Raw genomic sequence first — 23292 nt, forward strand, 5'->3', positions numbered from 1 at the left:
TCAAGGCGCCCCGGCCGGGCCGACGACGGAGAGCATGCGACCGGTTCCCGTCCCCTCCCCCCTCGCCGAGTAGAAGAGATCGGAACGGCAACGCGTGCACCACGGGGCGATCGCGACCTGCGCCGCAGGCACCCCCCGCGCCGTGAAGCGCTCGGCCACGATCGCGGGGAGATCGACCGTCCGCGACGATGGGAGACCGAGAGCATCGAGGACCTCGGGGCCGACCTCGTAACAGCAAGCGCGGATCGCGGGGCCGATCGCGGCGACCAGGTGCTCCGGGGGAATCCCCTCGCCCTCGAAGCGGTCGACCGCGGCGTTCACGATCCCTGCCGCGATGCCTCTCCAGCCGGCGTGGACCGCCGCGAAGGCGTGCCCGTCACGACTGGCGACGAGAATCGGGACGCAATCGGCCGAGCGCACGGCGGCGCCACGGTCCCCGAGGGTCACGAGCACGCCGTCGGCTTCACCCGGACGCGCGTCGGCCGTGGCGATGAAGGTCCCGTGCACCTGCCGGAGCGGCTGCACGATCGGCCGCCCGACCCCTGCCGCCTCCGCGAGGGCAGTCGCGTGCGACGCCGCATCGAACGGCACGCCGCCCGGTCCGGTCCTCGTGCCGAAGGCGTGGGCGATCCCCGGGACCGAGTCGAGCGCGGCGCAGCGGACGAGCGTGAGGCCGCCGGCGACGCCGATCGTCCAGGTCACTTCGCCGAAGCGAGGCTCTTGACGGTGGCCTTGATGTCCGCGGCGTCGCGCGCTTGCGGATCGAGGTCGACGTACGCCTGGAGCTCCTTCCGCGCGTTCGCCATGTCGCCCGTCCGGAGGAGCGCGAAGCCGAGATCGCGGTGGGCCAGCGCGTATTTCGGGTTCGCCTTGATCGCCTCGCGGAACGCCTCGATCGCCTTCCGGTGATCGGCTTCCGTCGCGTCGTCGCGATTCTCGATGACGACGCCGAGATTGTAGAAGGTCCGATACGCATGCTCGGGGTCGGCGGCGCGCACGCGGGCGAGCATCTCCTCGGCCTTCTTGGGGTCCTTCTTGCGGTTATAGAGCTCGGCGAGCGCCACCATGACCTCGGTGTCGTTCGGGTGCGTCGCGAGCACCTTCTCGTAGGTCGCGATCGCGTCGTCGACCTTGCCGGTGTTCGCCGAGACCGCGGCCGCGCGCTCGAGCACCTTGACATTGTCCGGCTCGAGCTGCTGGGCCTTGGAGACGGCCTCGGAGGCTTTGTCGGGGAGGCCGCGGGAGAGATAGATGTCGCTGAGCGTCAGATAGGGCGCCGCCTTGTCCGGGGCGAGCTGAGCGGCCTTGTTCGCCTGGATCGTCGCCTCGCCTTGCCGGTCGAGGCGCAGGAGAACCCCGGCGAAGACGTTCCGCCGCTCCCAATCGTCGGGCTTCTCGTCGATCGCCTTCTTGAACAGGTCGACCGAACCCTCCGCGTCGCCGGCGCGGACCTTTCCCACGGCATCGCCGTACGTGTCGCCCGCGGCGGCCGCCGCAGCGGCGGCCGCCGCGCTCGGCACGTCGCCCGGCGCGGCCGCGGCCGCCGCCGGCGTCGGCGCGGCTTCGGCCTCCGCATCACCCGCACGCATCTTCACCTCCATGCGGACCGAGGCGAAAGCCTTGACTGGAATGTCGAACGAGGGGTTCTTCGCGCTCAGCTTCGGGGACTCCTCGAAGTACAGCGTGCCTTCGCTCAATCGGCCGACGACGTGCGCCGACACCGGGACGAACCCCGGCCCCTTGATCGTCACCGTCCAATCGAACGCGTTCGCCGTGTAGAGGAGCCCGCTCACCGTGAAGTTGCCGCGCTTGTCGCTCGTCCCCTTCTGCACGCGATCCGGGAAGGCCTTGTTCGCGGCTCGGATCTCGATGTCGGGGACCGGCTTCCCGTCCTGGTCCACGATCTTACCGAGGATCTCGGAGACCGACGACTGGGCGTGGGCGCGGGTCGCCAGGGTGAGGAGCACGAGGGCGAACGCGAATCCGAAACGTCTCATCGGAACCTCGTTGTCGGGTGTGGGGCGGATTATACCGGCTCCACGAAGATCTCATCCGCGACCTCCGCGTCGACCGCGATCGAGGTCTCGCCGACGCGGATCACGACGGCGGGCCGACGCTGGACCAGGAGAATCGTCGCCCCGGCCACGAGGCCCAACGCGGACAGCCGGACGGCCCGCGCCGCCTCCGTGCTCCCGATTTTCACGACCGTTGCCGTGGTTCCGGGCTTCAGACGCGTGACGGGCGTCACGCGCCCGAGCGTCCGCCGAAGAGGCGCTTCGCGAAGTCGAGGACAAGCGAGCGCCGGGGGAATTGATACCCGCAGGACGGACACTTCACGATCTCGCATCCCGCGTTCATGGGACAGGAGCCGCAGACGAGGGTCCCATGACTGAAGCGCGCGCCGCACAGAGGACAGTCGAACGGCGTGGCGTCCGCCGTCGACGCCGCGATCGGAATGAAGGGGGTCGACTCGGGCGGCATCACCGGAGCGAGATGTGGAAGGCGCGGAGCGTCCAGTTGAGCGCGGCTCCCACGGCGATGGCGAACGGGAAGATGAAGGCCGCGATCGCGGCGCCGGTCTTGAGCCCACGCTCGCGCACCATCATGAAGAAGTTCGCGATGCACGGGATGAAGAGTGTGATGACGACGACCGCTACCACGACCTGGACCGGATCGAGTCGTCCCGCCTCGGCCATGTGGTAGAGGCCGGCCGCGCCGAAGTCGCGCCGCAGGAAGCCGACGATGAACGCTTCGGAGCACTCTTGCGGCAGCCCGAGGACCTTGCCGAGGAACGGGCCGCACGCCCGCTCGAGCCCGCGGAGCAGGTCGAGACGGTCGGCGACGAAGAGGATGAGGGTGCCGAGAACGAAGAGCGGGACCGCCTCCTTCAGATACCACTCGATCCGCGCGACGGTCTTGACGAGGATGTTGCGGGTCCGCGGGATCCGGAGCGGAGGAAGCTCGAGCACGAAGTCGCTCCCCTTCCCGGGGATGACGCGTGCCGCGAGCGCGCCGACGCCGACGATCGTCCCGATGACGATGCCGAGCCAGATGAGCATCGCGACCGGTGAGAGCGCGCCGAGCATCGAGAGGACGACGGTGAGCTGCGCCGAGCACGGCACGCCCAGCGCGAGCAGGAGGATGACGATGAGGCGCTCCTTGCGCGTCTCCAGGATTCGCGTCGTGAGGGTCGCCATCGTGTCGCAACCGAGACCGAGAACCATCGGGAGGACGGCCTTGCCGTTCAGCCCCATCTTCTTGAAGACACGGTTGACCATGACGGCGAGGCGCGGCAGGTAGCCGGAATCCTCGAGAACGCCGAACGCGATGAAGAACGTCCCGACGATCGGGAAGACGAGCGCGAGCGAGTACGTGAGCGCCATCGTCAAGACGCCGTAGGGGCCGACGAAGAGATCGCGCACGAGCGTCCACGGGACGTAGGCGTCGAAGAATCGGGTCGCCGCGGGATTGATCCACCCGTTGAAGAGGCCGTTCTCGAGGAGATCGACGAGAGTCTTCGCCCCCAAGACACCGACGAATTCGTACGCCAGAAAGAGCACGCCGGCGAGCACGGGAAGGCCCCAGACGGAGTGCGTCGCAGCGCGCTCCAGGATCTCCTTCACGCCGTGCCGTGCCGTGGCCGCCGCGGCGGCCCGCGTGCGGACGCGAGCGGCGATCTCCCACGCCGCCTTCAGGCGCGTCTGATTGATGACCGCCGCCAGCGGCTCCTGCGAGCACTGCTGGGCCTCGGCCTTGATGGTCCGCACCGCGGTGACGCCGCCGTTCAGGTGAGGCGCGAGCGATTCGAGGAACGCGTCCCCTCCTCCCAGGATCATGAGGGCGAGGGCGCGCGGCGCGATCGACGCCTCCGACAGGCGCGGCGCGATCGCAGCCACCGCCGTCTCGATCGGCGCGGGATAGTCGATGTGGACCCGCCCGCAGCGAGGGGCCGCGAGCGCCCGCCGGACGTCGTCGAGACCCGCGCCCGTGATCGCCACCGTCGGAATCGCCTCGACGCCGAGGGCGTCGGCAACCGCGGCGGGATCGATCGCCCACCCCGATGCAGTCACCTCGTCCCACATGTTGAGCGCCAGGACGAGGGGTCGCTCCATCTCGCCGAGCTGGAGCGCGAGGAGGAGCGTTCGCTCCAGGTTCTTCGCATCGCCGACCGCGAGCACCGCCTTGGCGTCCGCGCTCAGGACGACGTCGCGGGTGACGCGCTCGTCGTCGGACGAGGGCGCGAACGAGTTCGTGCCCGGCGTGTCGATCAGCGGGATCCGCGCCCCGCCGAGATCGGCGTGACCGCGTGTGATCTCCACCGTGGTGCCGGGATAGTTCGAGACCGTGACGTAGCGCCCGGTCAGGGCCCCGAACATGGCGCTCTTGCCGACGTTCGGGTTGCCGACGAGGATGACGCCGTCTCGTGAGGGCGCCGGGGCCGATGTGTCGTCGCTGAGAAGCGCTTCGCTCAAGGAGACCGGCCTCGAACGCGCCGCTCCCCGGCGCGATTTTCTAGTTGCGAACGGTTCTCAACTAGACGAGAACAGTGTAGAGAGCGGGCCGAATGCTGTCAAACCGCGGCGGTGCCCGTATACTTGGGAATCTCCGGAGGGATCGACGATGACCGCACGAAAGAAAGCCCTGGCGACGATCGCCGCCGCCACGATCATGTTCGCCCTGGCCGCGCGTACGGCGAGCGCCTGTGACGAGCATGCGAAGGCCGACGACAAGGACGCCAAGGATGCGAAGGCGGCCGTCGCGGCCGACACCAAGGACACCACGGGCGGCTGCACGATGCCCTGCTGCGCCAAGAAGAAGACCGCCGCCGAGGCGAAGGTCGTCGCTCCCGCCGCCGACGCGAAGGCCAAGAAGACGGCCGCGGTCGCGAAGGCTCCCGAGGTCCCCGAGGCCGCGAAGGCCGAGGCCCCCGCGGGCGCCGGGTCGAATCGCTGACCCCGTCGCGTCGCGCGTCCGAGTCCGCCGTCGAGATGACCGAAATCGTCCTCCCCGAGGACACGAACTCGCGCGGGTACGTTTTCGGCGGACGCGTCCTGAGCCTCATCGACAAATGCGCGGCGATCGTCGCGATGCGGCACGCCCGCTCCGACGTCACGACCGCGTCGATGGACAGCGTCGATTTCTCGAACGTGGTTCGCATGGGCGAGATCATCGTGCTGAACGGGCGTATCAATTCCGCCTTCACCACCTCGATGGAGATCGAGGTCGAGGTCCACGCGGAGGACCGCCTGACCGGCAAGCGGACGCCGACGACGCGTGCGCTCGTCACGATGGTCGCCCTCGACGGCGACGCGAAGCCTCACCGCGTGCCGGCCCTCGAGTCCGTGACGGACGGCGAGCGTCGGCGGGCGGCCGAAGCGCAGGAGCGGCGGCGGACGCGGCTGTCGCGCCGGGGCTAGAGGGCGCTCACGTCGAAGCGGTCCGACGGGGCCGCCGGGTCCTCGCGAACGACGAGGCGCTCCGCGATCGATCGGTCGAGTACGGGCCCCGCGACCTGAATCGCGAGGCGGAGCGCCCGCGCGACGTCCGGGTGCGACGTCACGGTCAGCGGGCCCGAAGAGAACGCCCCCGCGATGCGACGGACCTCGACGAGCGCCTCGAGCGCGAGCGTCTCCGCCGTCTTGACGCGACCAGACCCCGAGCATGACGGACACGGCCGCGTCAGCGTCGCTTCGAGTCCCGCTCGTGTGCGCTTGCGCGTGAGCTGGAGCAGGCCGAGGTCCGAGAGCCCCACGATCTTCGTCCGCGCGCGGTCCCGCCGGAGCGCGCCCTCGAGCGCCTCGAGGACGGACGCGCGATGCTCGGGGCGGTCCATGTCGATGAAATCGACGACGATGATGCCGGCGAGATCGCGGAGGCGGAGCTGCCGCGCGATCTCCGCGGCCGCTTCGAGGTTCGTCTTCAGGACCGTCTCCTCCGGGTGGCGCGCGCCCAGGTACTTTCCGGTGTTGACGTCGATGCTGACGAGCGCCTCGGTCTGCTGGATGACGAGCGTCCCGCCGGACTTGAGCCATACGCGCGGGCGCAACGCGCGCTCGACCTCGTCGGTGACGCCGGTCTCGTCGAACAGGCTCTCCCGACCGGTGTGCCGGCTCAGGCGTGCGAGGAGCTCGGGGTCGAGCTCGCGGAGGAACTCGGTTCCCGCGGCGAGCATCGCGTCGTCGTCCACGACGATGCGGTCGAGGGTCGCGGCGGACGCGTCGCGCAGGGTCCGGAGGAAGAGATCGAGATCGCTGTGGACGACGGCAGGAGCGACCGCCGCCGCCGCGCGATGCGTGAGACCGCGCCACGCGACGGCCAGTTTCTCCGCATCGGCGGCGAACGCTCGCGGCGAGGCTCCGGCTCCGGCCGTACGCACGATGAATCCGCCCTCGCCCGGGAGCGACGACACGATCGCGCGCAGGCGCTCGCGCTCGGCCGGATCGGCGATGCGGCGCGAGACCGCGCGGAACGGCGCGAGAGGCGCGTAGACGAGGTACCGGCCCGGCAGCGTGATGAAGCAGGTCACGCGAGGGCCCTTGCCGCTGAACCCTTCGCGCACGATCTGGACGAGCACCTCGCGTCCGACCTTGAGGCGGCTCTCGATCGGCCGTCCCGGCGGAGCGCTGCGCCGCGCGCGGCGGAAACTCCCCCCTTGCCCCTCGAGCTCGTCGTCGTCCGACTCGAACTCCTCGGCGCTCTCCCCCGGCAGCAGCAGGTCGGCGACGTGGAGGAACGCATCGCGATCCTGACCCACGTCGAGAAACGCCGACTGGATGCCCGGCAGGACCTTCGAGACCCGACCCTTGATGACCCGTCCGGCGGCGAGGGCGGTCGCGTCGTCCTCGATCCGGAGCTCCGCGGTCACGCCACCCTCGCGGAGCGCCGCGGCCGTCCGCCCGCCGAGACGGCTAAACAGCAGCTCGTTCGCCAACCGTCACCGTGACGCTGCCCTGCGACGGATCGACGAGACGCTCGCCGTCGCGCAGGTAGACCTCTTCGCGAACGAGGCGGAGCGCCGACGCGTCGCCGTACATGAGCTCGAGGATCTCGTCGGCGCGCACGGACGCGCCGTCGCCGCCGAGGCCGAGCGTCATGCGGAAACCACCTGGCCCCGTCTCGCTCACGTCGAGAAGCCACGCCGAGAGCGGGAACGCGACGACCTTCCCCTTCTTCTCGCGCGACACGGACAGGCCGGCGCGCCCGGCGAACACCTCCGCGGCTCGCGACGGCGTAAGACCCGAAGGGAGCGTGACGGCGTAACGGGCGGCCCGGACGGCCTCTCCGAGCGCCGGCGCATCCCGGCGCACCTCGACGAGCGCGAGCGCCGTGAAGCCGCGCGGGAGGGTCCGGCCGATCGCCGCGGCCGTCTCGGCCGGATCGAGCGGAGACGAGGTCTCGAAGTCGACGTACTCGGCGAGCGACTCGATCCCGACGGACAGCGCCGGTCCGAACTGGACACGGGGCTTCGGGTTGAACCCCTGCGAGTAGACGAGCGCGATCCGCGCGCGCCTCAGGGCGCGCATCAGGGTACGGGTGACATCGAGGTGCCCCAGGAACTGGGCCCGTCCGGTCTTCGTGAACCGCAGGCGATAGCGCCAGCGGGGAGCGCCCTCCGGCGGTCTCGGGTCGCGCTCGGTCTCGGGGCGGAGCGGCGGGGCCTCGCCGGCGGAGGCGGGAACCCCCGGTCCCGGCGCCGCGGGTGTCGAGAGGATCGGCAGGCCGAGATCGAGCGGCCGGCCCGTCGTCTCCTTGACGACCCCCTTGACGCATTCCTTGGCGAAGGACGCGCAGCCGTGACAGTCGGTCGGGCCGCAGATCGAGAGCGTCCCTTCAGTGAGCGCACGCTTGAGCTCGAGCGCGAGCCACTTCTTGTTGACGAGCGAATCGACGACGTCCCACGGGAGCCGCCTCTCGGTCGTCCAGTCGCCGTACGCGTAACGCTCGGGATCGATCCCCTCGTCGGCGAAGGCGCGGCGCCAGGTGTCGAGCTGGAAGTGCTCGGCCCATCCGTCGAACCGCGCCCCGCCGCGGAACGCCCGCTCGAGAACGCCGCCGAGACGGCGATCGCCGCGCGAGAACGCGCCTTCGAGAAAGGTGGTCTCGCATTCATGATGCTTGAAGCGAACCCCGCGGCGGACACGCGAGGCGATGCGGTCCTGCTTCCGGTAGAGGCTCTCCATCCGATCCTGGCCGACCCACTGGAAGGGCGTCACCGGCTTGGGCACGAACGACGACGCCGACAGGGTGATCTCCGGCCGCCGTCCCTTCGCGGTCCGCCTCCCGACGGCGAGGATCTCGTGGGCGAGATCGACGAGCCCGTCGACGTCGGCGTCGGTCTCCGTCGGGAGGCCGATCATGAAGTAGAGCTTGATGAGGTCCCAGCCGGCCTCGAAGGCGAGCCGGCAAGCGTTCAGGATCTGTGCCTCGTCCAGGTTCTTGTTGATCACGTTGCGGAGGCGCTGCGTGCCGGCCTCGGGCGCGATCGTGAACCCGGACTTGCGCACGCGGCGAACCTGCTGCGCCAGCTCCTCGGTCATCGTCGATGCGTGCATCGAGGAGAGCGATACCGACACGGACTCGGGCTCGAACCGGTCCATGAGGTCGAAGATGAGCGGCTGAACGGCCCCGTACTCGCCGGTGTTGAGCGACGCGAGCGAGAACCCGTCGTAGCCGGTCGCGCGAATCGACCGGATCACGGTGTCACGTACCTGGTTCGGATCGCGCTCGCGCGTCGGGCGGTAAATGTACCCGGCCTGGCAGAAGCGGCAGCCGACCGGGCAGCCGCGCATGAGCTCGATCGAGACGCGGTCGTGCACGATCTCGCCGTGCGGGACGAGGATCCGGTCGGGGAACGGGAACTTGTCGATGTCGTAGATGATCCGCCGCTTCACCGGATACGGCGCGCCCTCGAGCGGCACGGGGATGGCGAGGCCGCCGTCGTCCTCGAGCGCGTAAAGCGACGGCACGTAGACCCCGGGAATCCTGGCCAGCGCCCGGAGCCGCTCGCCGCGCGACGCCCGCGCGCGCTTGGCGGCGATGAGCGCTTCCAGGCACTCGGGGAGCATCTCCTCCGCGTCGCCGATCAGGACGGCGTCGAGGAAATCCGCGATCGGCTCGCTGTTGAAGACGACGGGGCCGCCGGCGACCACGATCGGATCCCCTTCGCCGCGGTCCTTCGCGCGGAGCGGAATCCCCGCGAGGTCGAGCATCTCGAGGACGTTCGTGAACGTCATCTCATACTGGAGCGAGAAGCCGACGACGTCCATCGTGCGAAGCGGCGTCGCCGTCTCGAGGGTTGCGAGAGGACGTCCCGTCCGGCGCAAACCGTCGGCCATGTCCGGCCACGGGCAGAACACGCGCTCGGCCGCGACATCCTCCCGCGCGTTCAAGAGCGGGTACAGGATGCGGAAACCGAGGTGGGACATCCCGATCTCGTAGACGTCCGGGAACGCCAGCGCGAACGTCAGCGCCACCTCGCGGTGGTCCTTGACGATCTCGTTCCATTCACCGCCGATGTAACGGGTGGGCCGCTGGACGCCGAGCAGGAGCTGCCGGAACGCCGCTTCGTCGTCGGAAAGAACGCCCATTGGGATCCTCGGAAACGTCAGGAGTTGGTAGCCAGTAGTTACTCTACCAGGCGATCAGTTCACGAAGCGGTGCCCGCGGACGTTCGCGACCAGGGCGATCCCGCACATGACCGCGATCAGGGCGGTCCCACCGTAGCTCACGAACGGCAACGGCACGCCGATCGTCGGCATCATGCCGACGACCATCCCGATGTTGATCGCGGATTGACCGAGGAACCAGCAGACGACGAGGAGACTGAGGTAGGTGCCGAGCCGGTCCTGGGACGAGCGCGCCGCGACCAGGCCGCGGTAGAGGAGGTAGTAGAGCAAGGCCAGGACGCCGGCGGCCCCGATGAACCCCAGCTCCTCCGCGATGACCGCCAGGACGAAGTCCGTGTGCTGCGCGGGCAGGAAATTGAGGCGGTTCTGCGTGCCCTTGAAGAGCCCCTTCCCCGTGACGCGACCGGATCCGACGGCGATCTTCGATTGCCGCACCTGGTAGCCGACCCCCGAGGGATCGAGATCCGGGTTGACCACGAGGAGGATGCGCTCCCTCTGGTAGGGCTTGAGGTGCGACCAGCCGACGGGCGCGAACAGGCCGACGACGACAGCGGCGCCGAGGACCCAGCGCCACTGCAGGCCGCCCATGAGCAAGGCTCCGACGAAGATCGGGACGAACGTGAGCGCCGTCCCCATGTCGGGCTGCTTTGCGATGAGCATCATCGGAAGGCCGACGATCCCCACGAGCTGGACCGCCTGGACGAAGCGCACGCGCGTCGTCACCCGCTTCGCCAGGAACGCCGCGGTGGCGAGGCAGGTCGTCCACTTCACGAACTCCGAGGGCTGGAAGGCGATGTGCCCGATGTCGAGCCACGACTTGTTGCCGCCGACCGTCTTGCCGAACGCCAGGACGGCGACGAGGAGGGCGATCCCCACGCCGTGGAGCGCGAACGCGAACTCCGCCCAGATGTGGTAGTCGATCGCCATCACGACGAGCGCGGAGACCGACGCGATCGCGAGCCACACGAGCTGCGTCTTCCACAGCCCGGAACGGCCGGGCTGCTCGGCCGTCGCCGACGCGATCGCCATCAAGCCCACCGACGCGAGCGCGAGCGCCGCGAAGAGGGTCGGAAGGTCGAGCCTATCGAGCAGTCGCCGGCGGAGCACCGCTGCCCTCCGGGTGCGCGGCGAGATGCGCTTGGAGCTGGGAGCTGGGCTTCTCCTCGGGCGACGGCTTTTGCGGCAACCGGTCGGCGAAGAAGGTCTCGAGCACCTTCTTCGCGACGGGCGCCGCGGTGGTGCCGCCGTGGCCGCCGTGCTCGATGACGATCGCGAAGGCGATCTCGGGCTTCTCGGCCGGCGCGTAGCCGACGAACCAGGCGTGGTCCTTCTCGTCCTTGGGAAGCTTGTCGGCGTCGATCCCCGCGGACTTCTTGAAGACCTGCGCGGTGCCGGTCTTTCCGGCCACGTGGATCGGCCCGAGCTGCGCCTTCGTTGCCGTCCCCTCCTCGACGACGTCCATCAACGCGTCGTGGATGATGGCGAGGGTCTCGGCGGAGACCGGCAGCCTGACCGGGTCGACGGCGGCGTCGCGCGCGAGATGCGGCTTGACGAGGCTCCCGCCGTTGGCGACGGCGGAGATCATCGTCGCCATCTGGATCGGCGTCACCGCGAGGAGGCCCTGTCCGATCGAGACGGAGATCGTGTCGCCGGGGTACCACGGCTCCTTGCGCGTCTTCTGCTTCCACTCGACCGACGGCGGGTTCCCGCGCGTCTCGCCGGGAATGTCGATTCCGGTGATCTCGCCGATGTTGAACATCTTCGCGTACTTCGTGATCGTGTCGATCCCCATCTTCTTGCCGAGGAGGTAGTAGAAGACGTTGCACGACTGCACGAGCGCCCGGTGGACGTCGACGACGCCGTGGCCGCCCTTCTTCCAGCAGAGAAACGGCCGCCCGTAGATGACGACCGATCCGCCGCAGTCCACCGTGGTCGACGGGGTGATCGCGCCCGACTCGAGACCCGCGACCGTCATGAGCACCTTGAACGTCGAGCCCGGGGCATAGAACGACGAGATCGCCCGGTCGTTCAAAGGTCGGCGCGGGTCGTTGATGAGCGACATCCACGTCGTGCGCGACACGGGCGCCGTGAAGACGTTCGGGTCGTACCCGGGGGTCGAGGCGAGCGCGAGCACGGCGCCGGTGTTCGGATCCATGAAGATCCCCGAGCCGACCTCGTCCGCGAGCGCCTCGACGAGGGTGCGCTGGAGCGCCTTGTCGATCGTGAGCTTGAGCGGCGCCCCGTCCTCGGGGATCCGCCCGGGCTGCGACGGTCCGAAGGGGCGCCCGAGACTGTTGACGGTCACGAGCTTCCAGCCGCGGCGGCCCCGGAGGACGTCGTCGTACTGGCGCTCGATCCCCGATTTCCCGACGATGTCCCCCTGCTGGATCGAGCCGTCGGTGACCCTCGCGAGCTGGGACTCGTTGACCTCGCCGACGTAGCCGACGGCGTGCGCGATCGCGGTGCCGTCCGGGTAGTCGCGCAGCGCCGTCTCCTCGACCTCGACCGACGGGAACCACTCGCGCCGCGCCTCGACCTTCGCGATCTCGGCGAGCTGCACGTCTTCCTTGATGACGAGCGGCTCGAACGTCGGACGCCGGTGCATCGCGGTGAGCCGCTCCTTCAGCCCCTCGTACGGGATCCCGAGCACCGACTCGAGACGCCGGAGCTGACCGTCGGCGTCTTGCAGGCCTTCACGGACGAGGACCAGGTTGAGCGCGGGCCGCGTCGAGGCGAGGACCTCGTCGTGCCGGTCGAAGACCACGCCGCGCGTCGGAGGCATCGCGATGCGGCGGAGGCGATTGTTCTCGGCGAGGAGCTCGTAATCGGCTCCTCTCACGATCTGCAGGTACCAGAACATGCCGAGAAAACCCGCGAGGACGACGATGATGGCGGCGTGGAGCAGATGCGCGCGGCGGCCGAGCCGCTGCTCGCTCTGGTACTCCTTCAGCTCCCAGCGCTCCCTGTAATCCACGCTCATGCCTTCCGGCGCGCCGGGCGCGCCGCGCTGCGTGCCCGTCCCATCTTCCCTACGATCGCCAGAACGAAGGCAGTCAGCAAGCCCCCTGCCAACGCGCGAACCGCCAGGGTGACCGGGTGAACCGGCGCCAGCGACTCGCCGAAAAGGCGGCGGATTCCGGCTTGAAGTCCTTCGTCGAGGAGGTTGATCGAAGCCCCGGCGGCCAGGCGGCCGGCGAAATTATTCAGATCAAAACGTGCACCCAGCCCACCGAGCGCCCATCCGAGGATCGTCTTGATGAGCCCGTTGATCCCGAGGAGGCGCGGCTCCGTCCAGTAATCCTGGAGGAGGCCGGACACGCACCCGACCGTCATCGACGATCGCTGGGAGGTCCTGAGCGCATACGCCGCGAGCGGCAGCATCATGAGATCGACGTAACGGGTCGCGGCCGGAGCGATGCTCCCGAGCGCCAGCTGGGCGCCGAGCGAGAGGCCAATGCCGAGGAGAGCCCAGAGGACGATCATGGCTTGGCTTCGGTCCCGTCCGCGGTGAGCAGGCGCGTGCCCGTCGGCTCCGTGAGGACGAGCACTTCCTCGACGGCCCGGTCGGCGACCTCGGGCTCCAGCCGGATCGACTTGCTCGCGCCGATCGGATCGCCGACGACCGTGATGCGGCCGATCCCGAGGCCGCGCGGGAAGACTCCGTCGAGCCCCGACGTCACGACGCGATCCCCGACGAGGACGTCGGCGTACTTCGGGACGTAGAGCATCTCGAGCGCATCGCCTCCGCGTCCCGCCACGATGCCTTCCGCGCGGCTTCGCGCGACGATTCCCGAGACACCGCTGCTGGGATCGGACAGCAGGCGTACGCGTGCGTACTCGCGATCGACGCTGACGACGCGGCCGACCGCCCCGCCCCACGCGACGACCGCCATGTCGGGACGCACGCCGGCCGTGCTTCCGCGGTCGATGACGATCACCCGCGACTGACCGCCGATCTGAGCGGTGACGACCGAGGCGCCGATCGACTTCGGCACGAGGTCGTCTTTCATGCCGAGCAGGCGCCTCAAGCGCTCGTTCTCCTCCGCCTGGGCGCGCCCGTGGGTCAGCTCGCCCGAGAGGCGCGTGACCTCGCGCTTGAGCGCGGCGTTCGCGATCTCCTCGGAGTTGAGGTCCCCGAAGAAATGCACGACGGCGACGAGCGTGCCCGAGAGGGAGCGCTCGGCGGCGACGGCCGGGCGGCCGGCGCTCCCGGTGGCGCCGGAGACGGCGCCGGCGACGACGCTTTGACGGACGCTCGCCGCCATGAGGAGGAGCTGTGCAAACCCCATGACGCCCAGGAGCAACGCGTTGGCGCGGACGGGAGAAACGGCGGCCATCGAGATTGGAATCCTAGTCGAGCGCGACCCGCCTGAGGAGATCGAAGTCGGTGAGCATCTTTCCCGTGCCCATGACGACCGACGTGAGCGGGTCGTCGGCGATCGAGACCGGGAGCCCCGTCTCCTCGCGCAGGCGTTTGTCGAGATTCTTCAGGAGCGCGCCGCCCCCGGTGAGCACGATGCCCCGGTCGACGATGTCCGCGGAGAGCTCGGGCGGAGTCTGCTCGAGCGCGACCCGCACCGCTTCGATGATCGTGGCGACCGTCTCCGCGAGCGCTTCGCGGATCTCCTCGTCGGAGACGACGATCGTCTTCGGCACGCCCTCGACGAGGTCGCGCCCCTTGATCTCGAGGGTCAGCTCCTCGTCGAGCGGGAACGCGGAGCCGAGCTTGATCTTGACCTCCTCGGCGGTGCGTTCGCCGATGAGGAGGTTGTACTTGCGCTTGATGTACTGGATGATCGCCTCGTCCATCTCGTTGCCCGCGACGCGGACCGAGCGCGAGTAGACGATCCCCGCCATCGAGATGACGGCGACGTCGGACGTGCCTCCGCCGATGTCGAGCACCATGTTGCCGGTCGGCTCCGTGATCGGCAGCCCCGCCCCGATCGCCGCCATCATCGCCTGCTCGACGAGGTAGACCTCGGTCGCCTTCGCGCGCATCGCGGAGTCGCGAACGGCGCGCTTCTCGACCTGTGTGATCTCGCTCGGGACGCCGATGACGATGCGCGGCCGCACGCCGAACTTCCGGTTGTGCGCCTTCTCGATGAAGTAAGAGAGCATCCGCTCGGTGTGCTCGAAGTCGGCGATCACGCCGTCCTTCATCGGCCGGATCGCGATGATGTTCCCGGGTGTGCGCCCGAGCATCTCCTTCGCTTCCTTGCCGACCGCTTCCACGCGTCCCGTCTTCTGGTTGACCGCGACGATCGAAGGCTCGCTGACGACGATCCCCCGCCCCTTGGAGTAGACGAGCGAGTTCGCCGTGCCGAGATCGATCGCGAGGTCGTTCGAGAACATCGACAAGAAGGACGACGGGGACCAAGCCATGCCACTCACTCCACACGCGGCATCGTCGAAACGACGATGACCGGACCGCTAATCTAGATGCCGGAAAGCCCGAAAAGCAAGAAAGCCTCAATAGGGATCGACGTAGGCCTTATGCGTGATCTTCCTGACGTTTCCGGCGGCGTCCTGGGCCATGAGCACCACCTCGTTGACCCCTTCCTTCCGGAGGCGGATGACGGCGTAGAACGTGCCGTCGTCGGTGACCTCGACCTTCTCGTTGTCGACCCAGAGGAGCGCCCCGGGCTCCGTCCGCCCGTTCAGGATCAGCATCGGGCCCGTCTGGACGTTCTCCGTGATCTCGAGGTCGGGCGGCGTCGTGTCGTTCTTGTCGGTGATCTTCTGCGACGTGACACGGAACCGCCGCACCTCGCTGAAGGGTCCACGGATCGACGAGGGCGAGATCGCGGCGACCTTCCAGTAGTACTCCCCCGCAGGGACTCCCTGCAGCACGACGTTGGTGTCCTCGCGATCGGCCTCGTAGCGGACGTCGGCGAAGAGCATCCGGTCGGCGATCATCAGGTGGTACGCCTTGGCTCCAGGAACGCGCTCCCACGACATCGACGTCGAGGCCTTGGCCGGATCTTCTTCGACGAACACCTTCTGGTCCGACGGCGACAGCAGGCGCGGCGCTCCCGGCAGGACTTCCTTCGCCTGGAGCTGGCCCGACGGATCGGCGCGCAGGCGCTCGCCGCCCTCGACGTTCTCCTTCCGGCCACCCGCGGCGACCTGGACGCGCCCCTCGAACACGTCGATCGCAGCCGCCTTCGTCTCCTTGTCGGAGGCCAAGCGGAACTCCACCGCGTCCTCCGCGCGCGCGGAGACCTTGTCGGTCGCGACCTCGTGGAACGAGCCGTCGACGTTGCGCTTCTGGGTCGTCGACTGGATCTCGCCCCAGTTCAGCTTCTCGCTCACGCGCCGGACCTTGGTCGCGGGGTCTTCGTGGATCTCGCGGATCTCGAGGAGCGAGCCCGGGTCGATCTGCGTCTGGGCGCCGTCGAAGTAGATGAGCTGGACCGAGCCGTTCGACGAGGTCTTCACCTGGTCGCCGACGCGGAGGAGCGACTTGCGATCGAGCGGCTGCCAATCGAACTCTCCCGCGCGCTTGACCCGGACGTCGCCCTCCTCGCGGAGGATGCGGACCTCCCGGGCCGTCGTCCCCTCGCCTCGGGCCATGTCGATCGCTTTCTGCGAGAAATTCTCCGATCGGATCGCCGCGACCTGGGCGTCCGTGTACTGGTGGCGCCCGAAGGCGTCCCGCCCCTCACCAAGCGCCGAGCGCGCGCTCGCCACCGCCTCGTCGACCCGTTCGTTCGACGTGTACCTCGAGGCCTCGGCGAGCCGTTCCACGGCGCGGGAGATCGCGTCCTGGGCCTCCTGGCGCGGTTTTCCGGGGGCGTAGAAGAACAGGTACCAGACCCCGAGCCCGAGCAGTCCGACGGCGAGGAGCACGAAGACCACGACCGTGCGGTAGCTCACCGTGAACCAGTCGAGGAGCACGTTGGTCTTCGGCGCGCGCGGCGGCATGGCCGGGGGGCATCCTCCGCCGGGTTCGGCCGAACGCCGGCCCGGATCGCGGGCAGAATCTAACACGCGACCCGGGGCGAGACCACCGCGCCGAAATCGCCCTATTGATCGGCCGGGGGCGGCTCCGCTACACTGCCCGCTTTGCCCGCGAACGACCCGGAGAACCCTCCCATGCTCAACGTGATGCGCGACAACCTCAGGCACCTGAAATGGGTGCTCGGCGCGGTCGCCCTGTCGATGCTCTTCTACCTCGGCGCCTACTTCGACCCGCGTTCCTACAACAAGGGAGCGGCCGGCGACTGGGCCGCGAAGGTGGACGGCAAGGAGATCACGCGTGACGAGTTCCTCGTCGTGGCGCGGCGCCAGGACGAGAACTACCGCCGGATGGCCGGGGCGCAATACGAGCAGATCAAGAAGAGCCTTCAGATCGGCAGCCAGGCGATCCAGGGGCTCATCGACAAGCGCATCGTGATCGCCGACGCGGACAAGCTCGGACTGCGCGCCACGCGCGAGGAGATCTCGCGCGCGATCCTCGAGGATCCGAGCTTCAAGGATCCTCAGGGGAACTTCATCGGGAAGGACCGATACACCGACATCGTCGGCGCTAACTTCGAGGGCGGCGTCGAGGCGTTCGAGCGCAGCATCGGCGAGACCCTCCTCGTGCGCAAATGGGCCGACGTCATGGCGTCGGGCGCCCAGGTGTCCGACGAGGAGCTGAAGCGCGCGTGGACCTCGCGTAACGTCCGCGCCGGCGCGGATTACGTCTACGTGCCGGCGTCGGCCGTGACGTTCGAGACCAAGGTGACGCCCGCCGAGACGACGGCCTGGTACGAGGCGCACCGCGACGACTACAAGCGGCCCGAGGGGCGGAAGCTGCGCCTCCTCGTCATCGACCGGCAGACGCTCGTCGCGAAGACGAACGTGAAGGACGCCGACGTCAAGGCGGACTACGATCAGCACGCCGCCGACTACACCCGCCCGGAGCAGCGGCACGCGCGCCACATCCTGCTGAAGGTGCCGCCCGGCGCGGCCCCCGCCGACAAGGAGTCGATCCGCACGCTCGCGGGCTCGATCCTGACGCGCGTCAAGAACGGCGAGGACTTCGCCGCGCTCGCCAAGTCGATGTCCCAGGACCCGGTCTCGGGCCAGAACGGCGGCGATCTCGGCTGGTTCGGCCACGGGGCGATGGTCAAGGCGTTCGACGACGCGGTGTTCGCGACGAGCCCGGGCCAGTTCGCTCCGGTCGTCGAGACCGAGTTCGGCTTCCACGTGATCCAGGTGCTCGAGGAGCGGCCGGCGGGGACGACACCCTTCGACGAGGTCAAGGACTCGATCCGCAAGCGTCTCGAGCTGCAGAAGGCGCAAGACCTCGCCGTCGCCGAGGCCGACAAGCTGCGCTCCGAGCTCAAGTCCCCCGCCGATTTCGACGCGGTGGCCGCGAAAGCGGACCTGAAGGTCGAGGGACGGACCCTCTCCGCCGACGACCACCCCGCCGATCTCGGGCCGACGCCGGAGTTTTCGAGCGGGATCGCCGCGCTCCAGCCGAATCAGGTCTCGAACCCGCTCCCGATCGCGCGCGGGTTCGCGATCGCCGGGTGCACCGAGATCGTGCCTCCCTCGGTCCGCTCGCAGTCCGAGGTCCTGGACCGCATCGCGAATGACATCCTCAACGACCGGGGGAAGACCGCCGCGCTCGCCGCCGCCCGGAAGATCCTCGCCGCCTCCTCGCTCGATGCCGGCGCCAAGGCGCAGAAGCTCGAGATGAAGAAGTCCGGCGACCTGACGAGCGGCGCGCTGCTGCCGTCGGTCGGCCGGTCGGCGGAGCTCGATGCGGCGCTCTTCGGTCCGGCCTCGCACGTCGGAAGCCGCGGCGTCGCCGCGACGCCCGGCGGGGCCGTGGTCTACGAGATCACGAGGCACGACGTCTTCGACCCGGCGAAGTTCGAGTCGGAGAAGCCGACGCTCCGGGACGAGCTGCTGCAGCAGCAGCGGAACCAGATGACCCAGGGCTTCATCGAGATGCTCCGGCAGGAGCACGTCATTGAAATCAATCAGCCGCTCGTCGATTCGGTGAACGGCTGATCGCGGGCGATGACGTTCCCGTCATCGCCTTGACCAAACGAGGTCTGGAAGGTCGCGCCTCCGCGCATCGATATTCTCCCGGGACCGGGAGGGTCCGTCGATGCTCGTTCAAGCGGCCGAGACTCGGTTCCAGAAGGGGCTCGTCGCGCTCGATGGCGGCCGCGGGCTCGAAGCTCTCGCGCTGTTCGAGGCGGCCATCGAGCTCGAGCGGCGGCTCGGCGCTCGCACGCCTCAGGCGCGGTATCTCTCCTACTACGGACTGAGCCTCGCGGTCGAGGCGGGGCGCGCGCGCGAAGGGGCCGAGCTCTGCCGTCAGGCGATCGCGCTCGAGTTCTACAACGCCGACCTGTGCCTCAACTACGGCCGCGTCCTCCTCGGCTGCGACCGTCGCAAGGAGGCGTACTCTGCGTTTCTCAAGGGCCTGTCCGTGCAGAAGAACCACCAGGGCATCCTGAGGGAGCTGTCGCGGATGGGCTGGCGGCGGCGCCCCGTCCTCCCCTTCCTCGCGAGGGGCAACCCGGTGAACATCGTGCTCGGCAGGATGCTCCGCCGGGACGGCGTTACCGAACGTCACCCAGCGACGCCCGGACCTGCGTGAGCACGTCGCGGATGTCGAACGGCTTCGCGAGGAAGCCGCCGCTCTGCGACATGTAGTATCCGAGGTTCGCGTCTGATTGCAGGAACCCCGACATGAAGATCGCGCGCCCCGCGAGCTCGGCGTCCATCTGGCGGATCTCGCGGTGGAGCATCACGCCGTCCATGTCGGGCAGATTGAAGTCGAGAAGGGCGAGGTCGTAGATGTTCTCGCGGATGAGCTTGAGGGCGGCCTCCGCCGTCGGCGCAGAGTCGACCGTGTAGCCCTCGGCCGTCAACACGTCCCGCAGCAGCTCGACGATCTCGGCCTCGTCGTCGACGATGAGAATTCTCTCGCCTGCCATCGGCAGCGGCCTCCAGGGAACGGCGAAGCTTATTACACCGGATCGCCGACGACGAGCACGATCTTCCCGAACACCTCGCGCGACTCGAGGCGCCGATGCGCCTCGGCGACCTGCTCCCAGGGAAGCACCGTATCGACGACGGCGTGCAAGCGGCCCGCGCCGAGGTGATCGAGCACGCGCATCAGCTCGTGGGTCGAGCCCATCGTCGAGCCGAGGATGGAGAGGCTCTTGAAATAGATGAATCTGAAATCGGTCTTCATCTCGTAGCCGGAGGTCGCGCCGCAGGTGACGTAGCGCCCGCCCTTCGTCAGGCATCGCACCGAGCGGTCGAACGTCTCGGCCCCCACGTGATCGACGATGACGTCGACGCCGCGCTTGCCGGTCCAGCGGCGGACCGCGTCGACGAACGCCGCGCCGTGATAGTCGACCGCCTCTTCCGCACCCAGCTCCATCGCGCGCGCCCTCTTGGCCTCGCTCCCCGCCGTCGCGAGCACGCGCGCGCCGAGGAACCGCGCGATCTGGATCGCCGCCGCGGAGACGCCCGACCCGGCCGCGTGGACGAGGACCTGCTCCCCCGGCCTCACGGCGGCGCGGGCGACGAGCATGTGCCACGCGGTGAGGAAGGTGAGCGGGACCGCCGCGGACTGCACGAGATCGAGGCCGGCGGGCCGGCGGAGGACACCTCGGTCACCGACGACGATGAGCTCTTGAAGGCCCCCGTCGCGGGTCTCGCCGAGGATGCCGTAGGAGCGGCAGAGAGGCTCCGTCCCCTCGCGGCACGCAAGACAGACCCCGCATGAGACACCGGGCGCGAGCACCACCTCGTCGCCGACGGAGCATCCTGCAGCACCGGGGCCGAGCGCATCGACGACGCCCGCGACGTCGCACCCGGGGACGATCGGCAGCGGGAAGACGTGCCCGGGCACTCCTTTTCGCACCCAGACGTCGAGATGATTGAGCCCGACCGCGCGGACGCGGACGCGAACCTCGCCGGGTCCCGGCTCGGGGACCGGGCGCTCTTCGAAGCGGAGCGCCTCGGGCCCTCCGTGCTCGCGGATCACGACCGCGCGCATCGTCAGCGGCCGATGTCGATCCAGACGCTCTTCGTCTCGAGGTAGCCGTCGAGCGCCTCGATGCCGAGCTCGCGCCCGAAGCCGCTCTGCTTGAAGCCGCCGAACGGCAGCGCGGGGTCGTAGAGGTTGTAGGCGTTCACCCAGACCGTTCCCGCCTGGATGGCGCGCGCCACACGGTGCGCCTTCGCCAGATCGCGCGTCCAGACGCCGGCCGCGAGGCCGTAGGTCGTCGCGTTCGCCTGGCGGACCGCATCGGCGGCGTCGTCGAACGGAAGCACGGCGAGCACGGGGCCGAAGATCTCCTCGCGCGCGATCGTCATCTCGGACGTCACGGCGTCGAAGACGGTCGGACGGACGAAATACCCCTTGCCGTTGTTGATCTCGGAGGCGCGGCGGCCGCCGGCCGCGACGTGCGCGCCTTCGGCGGTGCCGGATTCCACGTACCCGAGCACGGTGTCCATCTGCGCCTTCGAGACGACGGGCCCCATGCGCGTCGCCTTGTCCCGCGGATCGCCGAGCACCACCGCGTCGGCGCGCGCGGCGAGGTCGGCCACGAACTTCTCGTGAATGCCGCGCTCGACGAAGAGGCGCGAGCCGGCGGCGCACACCTCGCCCTTGTTGTAGAAGATGCCGGTGAACGCGCCCCGGAGCGCCGCCTCGATGTCGGCGTCGGCGAACACGATGTTGGGCGACTTCCCGCCCAGCTCGACCGACACGCGCTTCAACGTTCCCGCCGCATCCCGCAGCACGCTCTTTCCGACCTCCGTGCTGCCGGTGAACGCGACCTTGTCGACGCCCGCATGCTTGACGAGCGCCGTGCCGCACCCGCGTCCGGAACCGGGGAGCACCTGGAAGACGCCCGGCGGCAGTCCCGCGTCGAGTCCGATCCGTCCCATCTCGAGCGCGGAGAGCGGCGTCTGGCTCGCCGGCTTGAGGATGACGGTGCACCCCGCGGCGAGCGCCGGCGCGACCTTCCATGACGCGAGGAGGAACGGGAAGTTCCAGGGGACGATCGCCGCGACGACCCCGACCGGCTCCTTCAAGGTGAACGCGAAGGTGTCGGAGCGGCTCGCGAGGGTGCGTCCTCCGAGCTTCGTGGCCGCTCCCGCGTAGAACTGGAAGATCTGCGCCGCCATCGGCAGCTCGATCTTCGCGGAGTCGAAGAGTGTCTTGCCGGTATCGAGCGTCTCGAGGAGACCGAGGGACGACAGGCGTTCCTGGATGAGGTCCCCCATCCGCCAGAGGATCTTGCCCCGGTCGGCCGCGGTCATCTTCGCCCACGGTCCGGCAAGCGCCTTCCGCGCCGCGGCGACCGCAACGTCGACGTCCTCGGGCCCGGCCTCGGCGACCGTCGCGATCACCGACTCGTCCGCCGGGTTCACGGTCGTGAACGTCGCCCCGCTCTTCGCATCGGCCCACGCCCCGTCGATCAGGAGGCGGCCGGGGGCGATCTCGGTCGTGGTATCCATCGATCTTCTCCTGGGCTCTAGACCCGAACCGCCGGGTCGAACAGGCGCCGGTACTCCTCGCTCGCGTAACGGTCGGTCATGCCGGCGATGTAATCGGCGATCGCACGGTGGAGGCCGAACCGCTCCACGCGCCGCCGCGTGTCATCGGGAAGGAGCTTCGGATTCTCGAGGTAGCGCGAGAACAGCGACCTCAGGACCCGGGCCGCCTTGTCCTTCATCCGCTCGATGCGATGGTGCTGGTAGAGGTGGTCTCTGAGGAAATTCTTGAGCGCGCGATTCGCGGCGGCGACGTCCGGAGACAACCCCGCGAGCGGGCGTCCCACGCGCCGGACCTCGTCCACCGACCGCACGCCGGACGCACGGATCGAACGGCTCGTCGCATCGATCAGGTCGGTGACGAGCACGTCGATCACGCCGCGCAGCGCGACCGTGCGCACGCGCCGGGGATCGGCGTCGGGCCATTGGTTCCGCGCGCGCCGTAACGGATCGCCGTAGAGTGGGATCGCCTCCGCCAGAATCTCCTCGTCGAGGATCCCCGAGGAGAGGCCGTCGTCGATGTCGTGGTGGTTGTACGCGATCTCGTCGACCGCATCGATGATCTGGCCTTCGATCGGCGGTTCGAGATCGGGCTCGTATTCCGCGAACTCGGGTGCGCGCGCGACGTCGATCGGCCCCGAGTGCTTGGCGATCCCCTCGCGGACCTCGAACGTCAGATTGAGCCCGGGGAAGTCGGGGTAACGCTCCTCGAGGTACTCGACGATCCGGAGCGTCTGCCGGTTGTGATCGAACCCGCCGTGCCCGGTCATGAACTCGTCCAGGACCGCCTCGCCGAGATGGCCGAACGGCGTGTGCCCCAGGTCATGCGACAAGGCGAGCGACTCGACCAGGTCTTCGTTGAGGCCGAGCGCGCGGGCGACGGTGCGCCCGATCTGCGACACCTCGATCGAGTGCGTCAGACGGGTGCGGAAGTGGTCGCCCTCGTGATTCACGAAGACCTGCGTCTTGTACTCGAGACGGCGGAAGGCACGCGAGTGGATGATGCGGTCGCGGTCGCGCTGGTACTCGCTGCGGTAGCCGTGGTGCCGCTCGGGAAAGCGCCGGCCGCGCGTCGCCGCGCTGGTCTGCGCGTAAGGGGCGGAAGCGCCTTCGAGCGGGAGTTGAGTCGCGGGGTCGATCACTC

At 69.1% G+C, this 23292-nt stretch carries 21 protein-coding genes; 4 read left to right on the forward strand and 17 right to left on the reverse strand.

The features are described from left to right. The 5 genes from VFV19_12915 to feoB are packed head-to-tail and all read right to left on the reverse strand — an operon-like array spanning position 1 to position 4472. Positions 1–702, reverse strand: coding sequence for a polyphenol oxidase family protein (locus VFV19_12915; GenBank protein HEX4825201.1), 702 nt, complete (start codon positions 700–702; stop codon positions 1–3). Further along, positions 699–1997, reverse strand: a complete 1299-nt coding sequence (locus VFV19_12920) for a tetratricopeptide repeat protein (protein ID HEX4825202.1) — start codon at positions 1995–1997, stop codon at positions 699–701. The genes VFV19_12915 and VFV19_12920 overlap by 4 nt, the downstream gene beginning before the upstream one ends. 29 nt (positions 1998–2026) lie before the next feature. Continuing rightward, on the reverse strand, positions 2027–2248 hold the full coding sequence (locus VFV19_12925) for a FeoA family protein (protein ID HEX4825203.1): 222 nt from the start codon (positions 2246–2248) through the stop codon (positions 2027–2029). Next, a complete protein-coding gene (locus VFV19_12930) occupies positions 2245–2484 on the reverse strand; it encodes a hypothetical protein (GenBank protein HEX4825204.1) in 240 nt (79 codons plus the stop codon). Before VFV19_12930 ends, VFV19_12925 begins: the two co-directional genes overlap by 4 nt. Beyond that, positions 2481–4472, reverse strand: a complete 1992-nt coding sequence (gene feoB / locus VFV19_12935) for a ferrous iron transport protein B (protein ID HEX4825205.1) — start codon at positions 4470–4472, stop codon at positions 2481–2483. The genes VFV19_12930 and feoB overlap by 4 nt, the downstream gene beginning before the upstream one ends. Positions 4473–4620: 148 nt before the next feature. Here feoB and VFV19_12940 point away from each other — a divergent pair, with 148 nt between their 5' ends. Together VFV19_12940 and VFV19_12945 are read left to right on the forward strand one after the other, a co-directional pair. Beyond that, the gene (locus tag VFV19_12940; protein HEX4825206.1) at positions 4621–4953 is read left to right on the forward strand and encodes a hypothetical protein; all 333 of its coding nucleotides are present in this window, start codon (positions 4621–4623) and stop codon (positions 4951–4953) included. A gap of 35 nt (positions 4954–4988) precedes the next feature. After that, a complete protein-coding gene (locus VFV19_12945; GenBank protein HEX4825207.1) occupies positions 4989–5417 on the forward strand; it encodes an acyl-CoA thioesterase in 429 nt (142 codons plus the stop codon). On the opposite strand, the gene VFV19_12950 is transcribed toward VFV19_12945, so the two are convergent. The 8 genes from VFV19_12950 to VFV19_12985 form a co-directional block, all read right to left on the reverse strand. Next, positions 5414–6931, reverse strand: coding sequence for an Rne/Rng family ribonuclease (locus VFV19_12950; GenBank protein ID HEX4825208.1), 1518 nt, complete (start codon positions 6929–6931; stop codon positions 5414–5416). The two genes, VFV19_12945 and VFV19_12950, sit on opposite strands and share 4 nt — an antisense overlap. Beyond that, entirely contained in the window at positions 6909–9587 is a 2679-nt protein-coding gene (locus VFV19_12955) for a TIGR03960 family B12-binding radical SAM protein (GenBank protein ID HEX4825209.1), read from the reverse strand. Before VFV19_12955 ends, VFV19_12950 begins: the two co-directional genes overlap by 23 nt. 54 nt (positions 9588–9641) lie before the next feature. Next, positions 9642–10733: a rod shape-determining protein RodA gene (gene rodA / locus VFV19_12960; protein ID HEX4825210.1), complete on the reverse strand. Its 1092-nt coding sequence runs from the start codon at positions 10731–10733 to the stop codon at positions 9642–9644. Further along, positions 10708–12600 carry a penicillin-binding protein 2 gene (gene mrdA, locus VFV19_12965; protein ID HEX4825211.1) on the reverse strand — a complete coding sequence of 631 codons (1893 nt, stop codon included), beginning with the start codon at positions 12598–12600 and terminating at the stop codon, positions 10708–10710. Before mrdA ends, rodA begins: the two co-directional genes overlap by 26 nt. Positions 12601–12602: 2 nt before the next feature. Then, entirely contained in the window at positions 12603–13109 is a 507-nt protein-coding gene (gene mreD, locus VFV19_12970; protein ID HEX4825212.1) for a rod shape-determining protein MreD, read from the reverse strand. Further along, on the reverse strand, positions 13106–13963 hold the full coding sequence (gene mreC / locus VFV19_12975) for a rod shape-determining protein MreC (protein ID HEX4825213.1): 858 nt from the start codon (positions 13961–13963) through the stop codon (positions 13106–13108). Before mreC ends, mreD begins: the two co-directional genes overlap by 4 nt. Positions 13964–13976: 13 nt before the next feature. Next, positions 13977–15008: a rod shape-determining protein gene (locus VFV19_12980; GenBank protein ID HEX4825214.1), complete on the reverse strand. Its 1032-nt coding sequence runs from the start codon at positions 15006–15008 to the stop codon at positions 13977–13979. An 87-nt stretch (positions 15009–15095) separates the two neighbouring features. Continuing rightward, entirely contained in the window at positions 15096–16550 is a 1455-nt protein-coding gene (locus tag VFV19_12985; protein ID HEX4825215.1) for a FecR domain-containing protein, read from the reverse strand. Positions 16551–16721: 171 nt separating this feature from the next. On the opposite strand from VFV19_12985, the gene VFV19_12990 reads away from it, so the two are divergent. Together VFV19_12990 and VFV19_12995 are read left to right on the forward strand one after the other, a co-directional pair. Then, entirely contained in the window at positions 16722–18632 is a 1911-nt protein-coding gene (locus tag VFV19_12990) for a peptidyl-prolyl cis-trans isomerase (GenBank protein ID HEX4825216.1), read from the forward strand. 100 nt (positions 18633–18732) lie between these two features. Further along, on the forward strand, positions 18733–19230 hold the full coding sequence (locus tag VFV19_12995; GenBank protein ID HEX4825217.1) for a hypothetical protein: 498 nt from the start codon (positions 18733–18735) through the stop codon (positions 19228–19230). On the opposite strand, the gene VFV19_13000 is transcribed toward VFV19_12995, so the two are convergent. Genes VFV19_13000 through VFV19_13015 form a run of 4 tightly spaced genes read right to left on the reverse strand, consistent with a single transcriptional unit; the run spans position 19193 to position 23290 of the window. Then, a complete protein-coding gene (locus VFV19_13000) occupies positions 19193–19570 on the reverse strand; it encodes a response regulator (protein ID HEX4825218.1) in 378 nt (125 codons plus the stop codon). The genes VFV19_12995 and VFV19_13000 overlap by 38 nt on opposite strands. A gap of 32 nt (positions 19571–19602) precedes the next feature. Further along, positions 19603–20631 carry a zinc-binding dehydrogenase gene (locus tag VFV19_13005; protein HEX4825219.1) on the reverse strand — a complete coding sequence of 343 codons (1029 nt, stop codon included), beginning with the start codon at positions 20629–20631 and terminating at the stop codon, positions 19603–19605. Positions 20632–20645: 14 nt separating this feature from the next. Further along, positions 20646–22112 carry an aldehyde dehydrogenase family protein gene (locus VFV19_13010; GenBank protein HEX4825220.1) on the reverse strand — a complete coding sequence of 489 codons (1467 nt, stop codon included), beginning with the start codon at positions 22110–22112 and terminating at the stop codon, positions 20646–20648. A 17-nt stretch (positions 22113–22129) separates the two neighbouring features. Beyond that, positions 22130–23290 carry a deoxyguanosinetriphosphate triphosphohydrolase gene (locus VFV19_13015; GenBank protein ID HEX4825221.1) on the reverse strand — a complete coding sequence of 387 codons (1161 nt, stop codon included), beginning with the start codon at positions 23288–23290 and terminating at the stop codon, positions 22130–22132. Positions 23291–23292 lie beyond the last annotated feature (2 nt).

It is taken from the genome of Candidatus Polarisedimenticolaceae bacterium, assembly GCA_036275915.1.
Classification (GTDB): Bacteria; Acidobacteriota; Polarisedimenticolia; order Polarisedimenticolales; family DASRJG01; genus DASRJG01.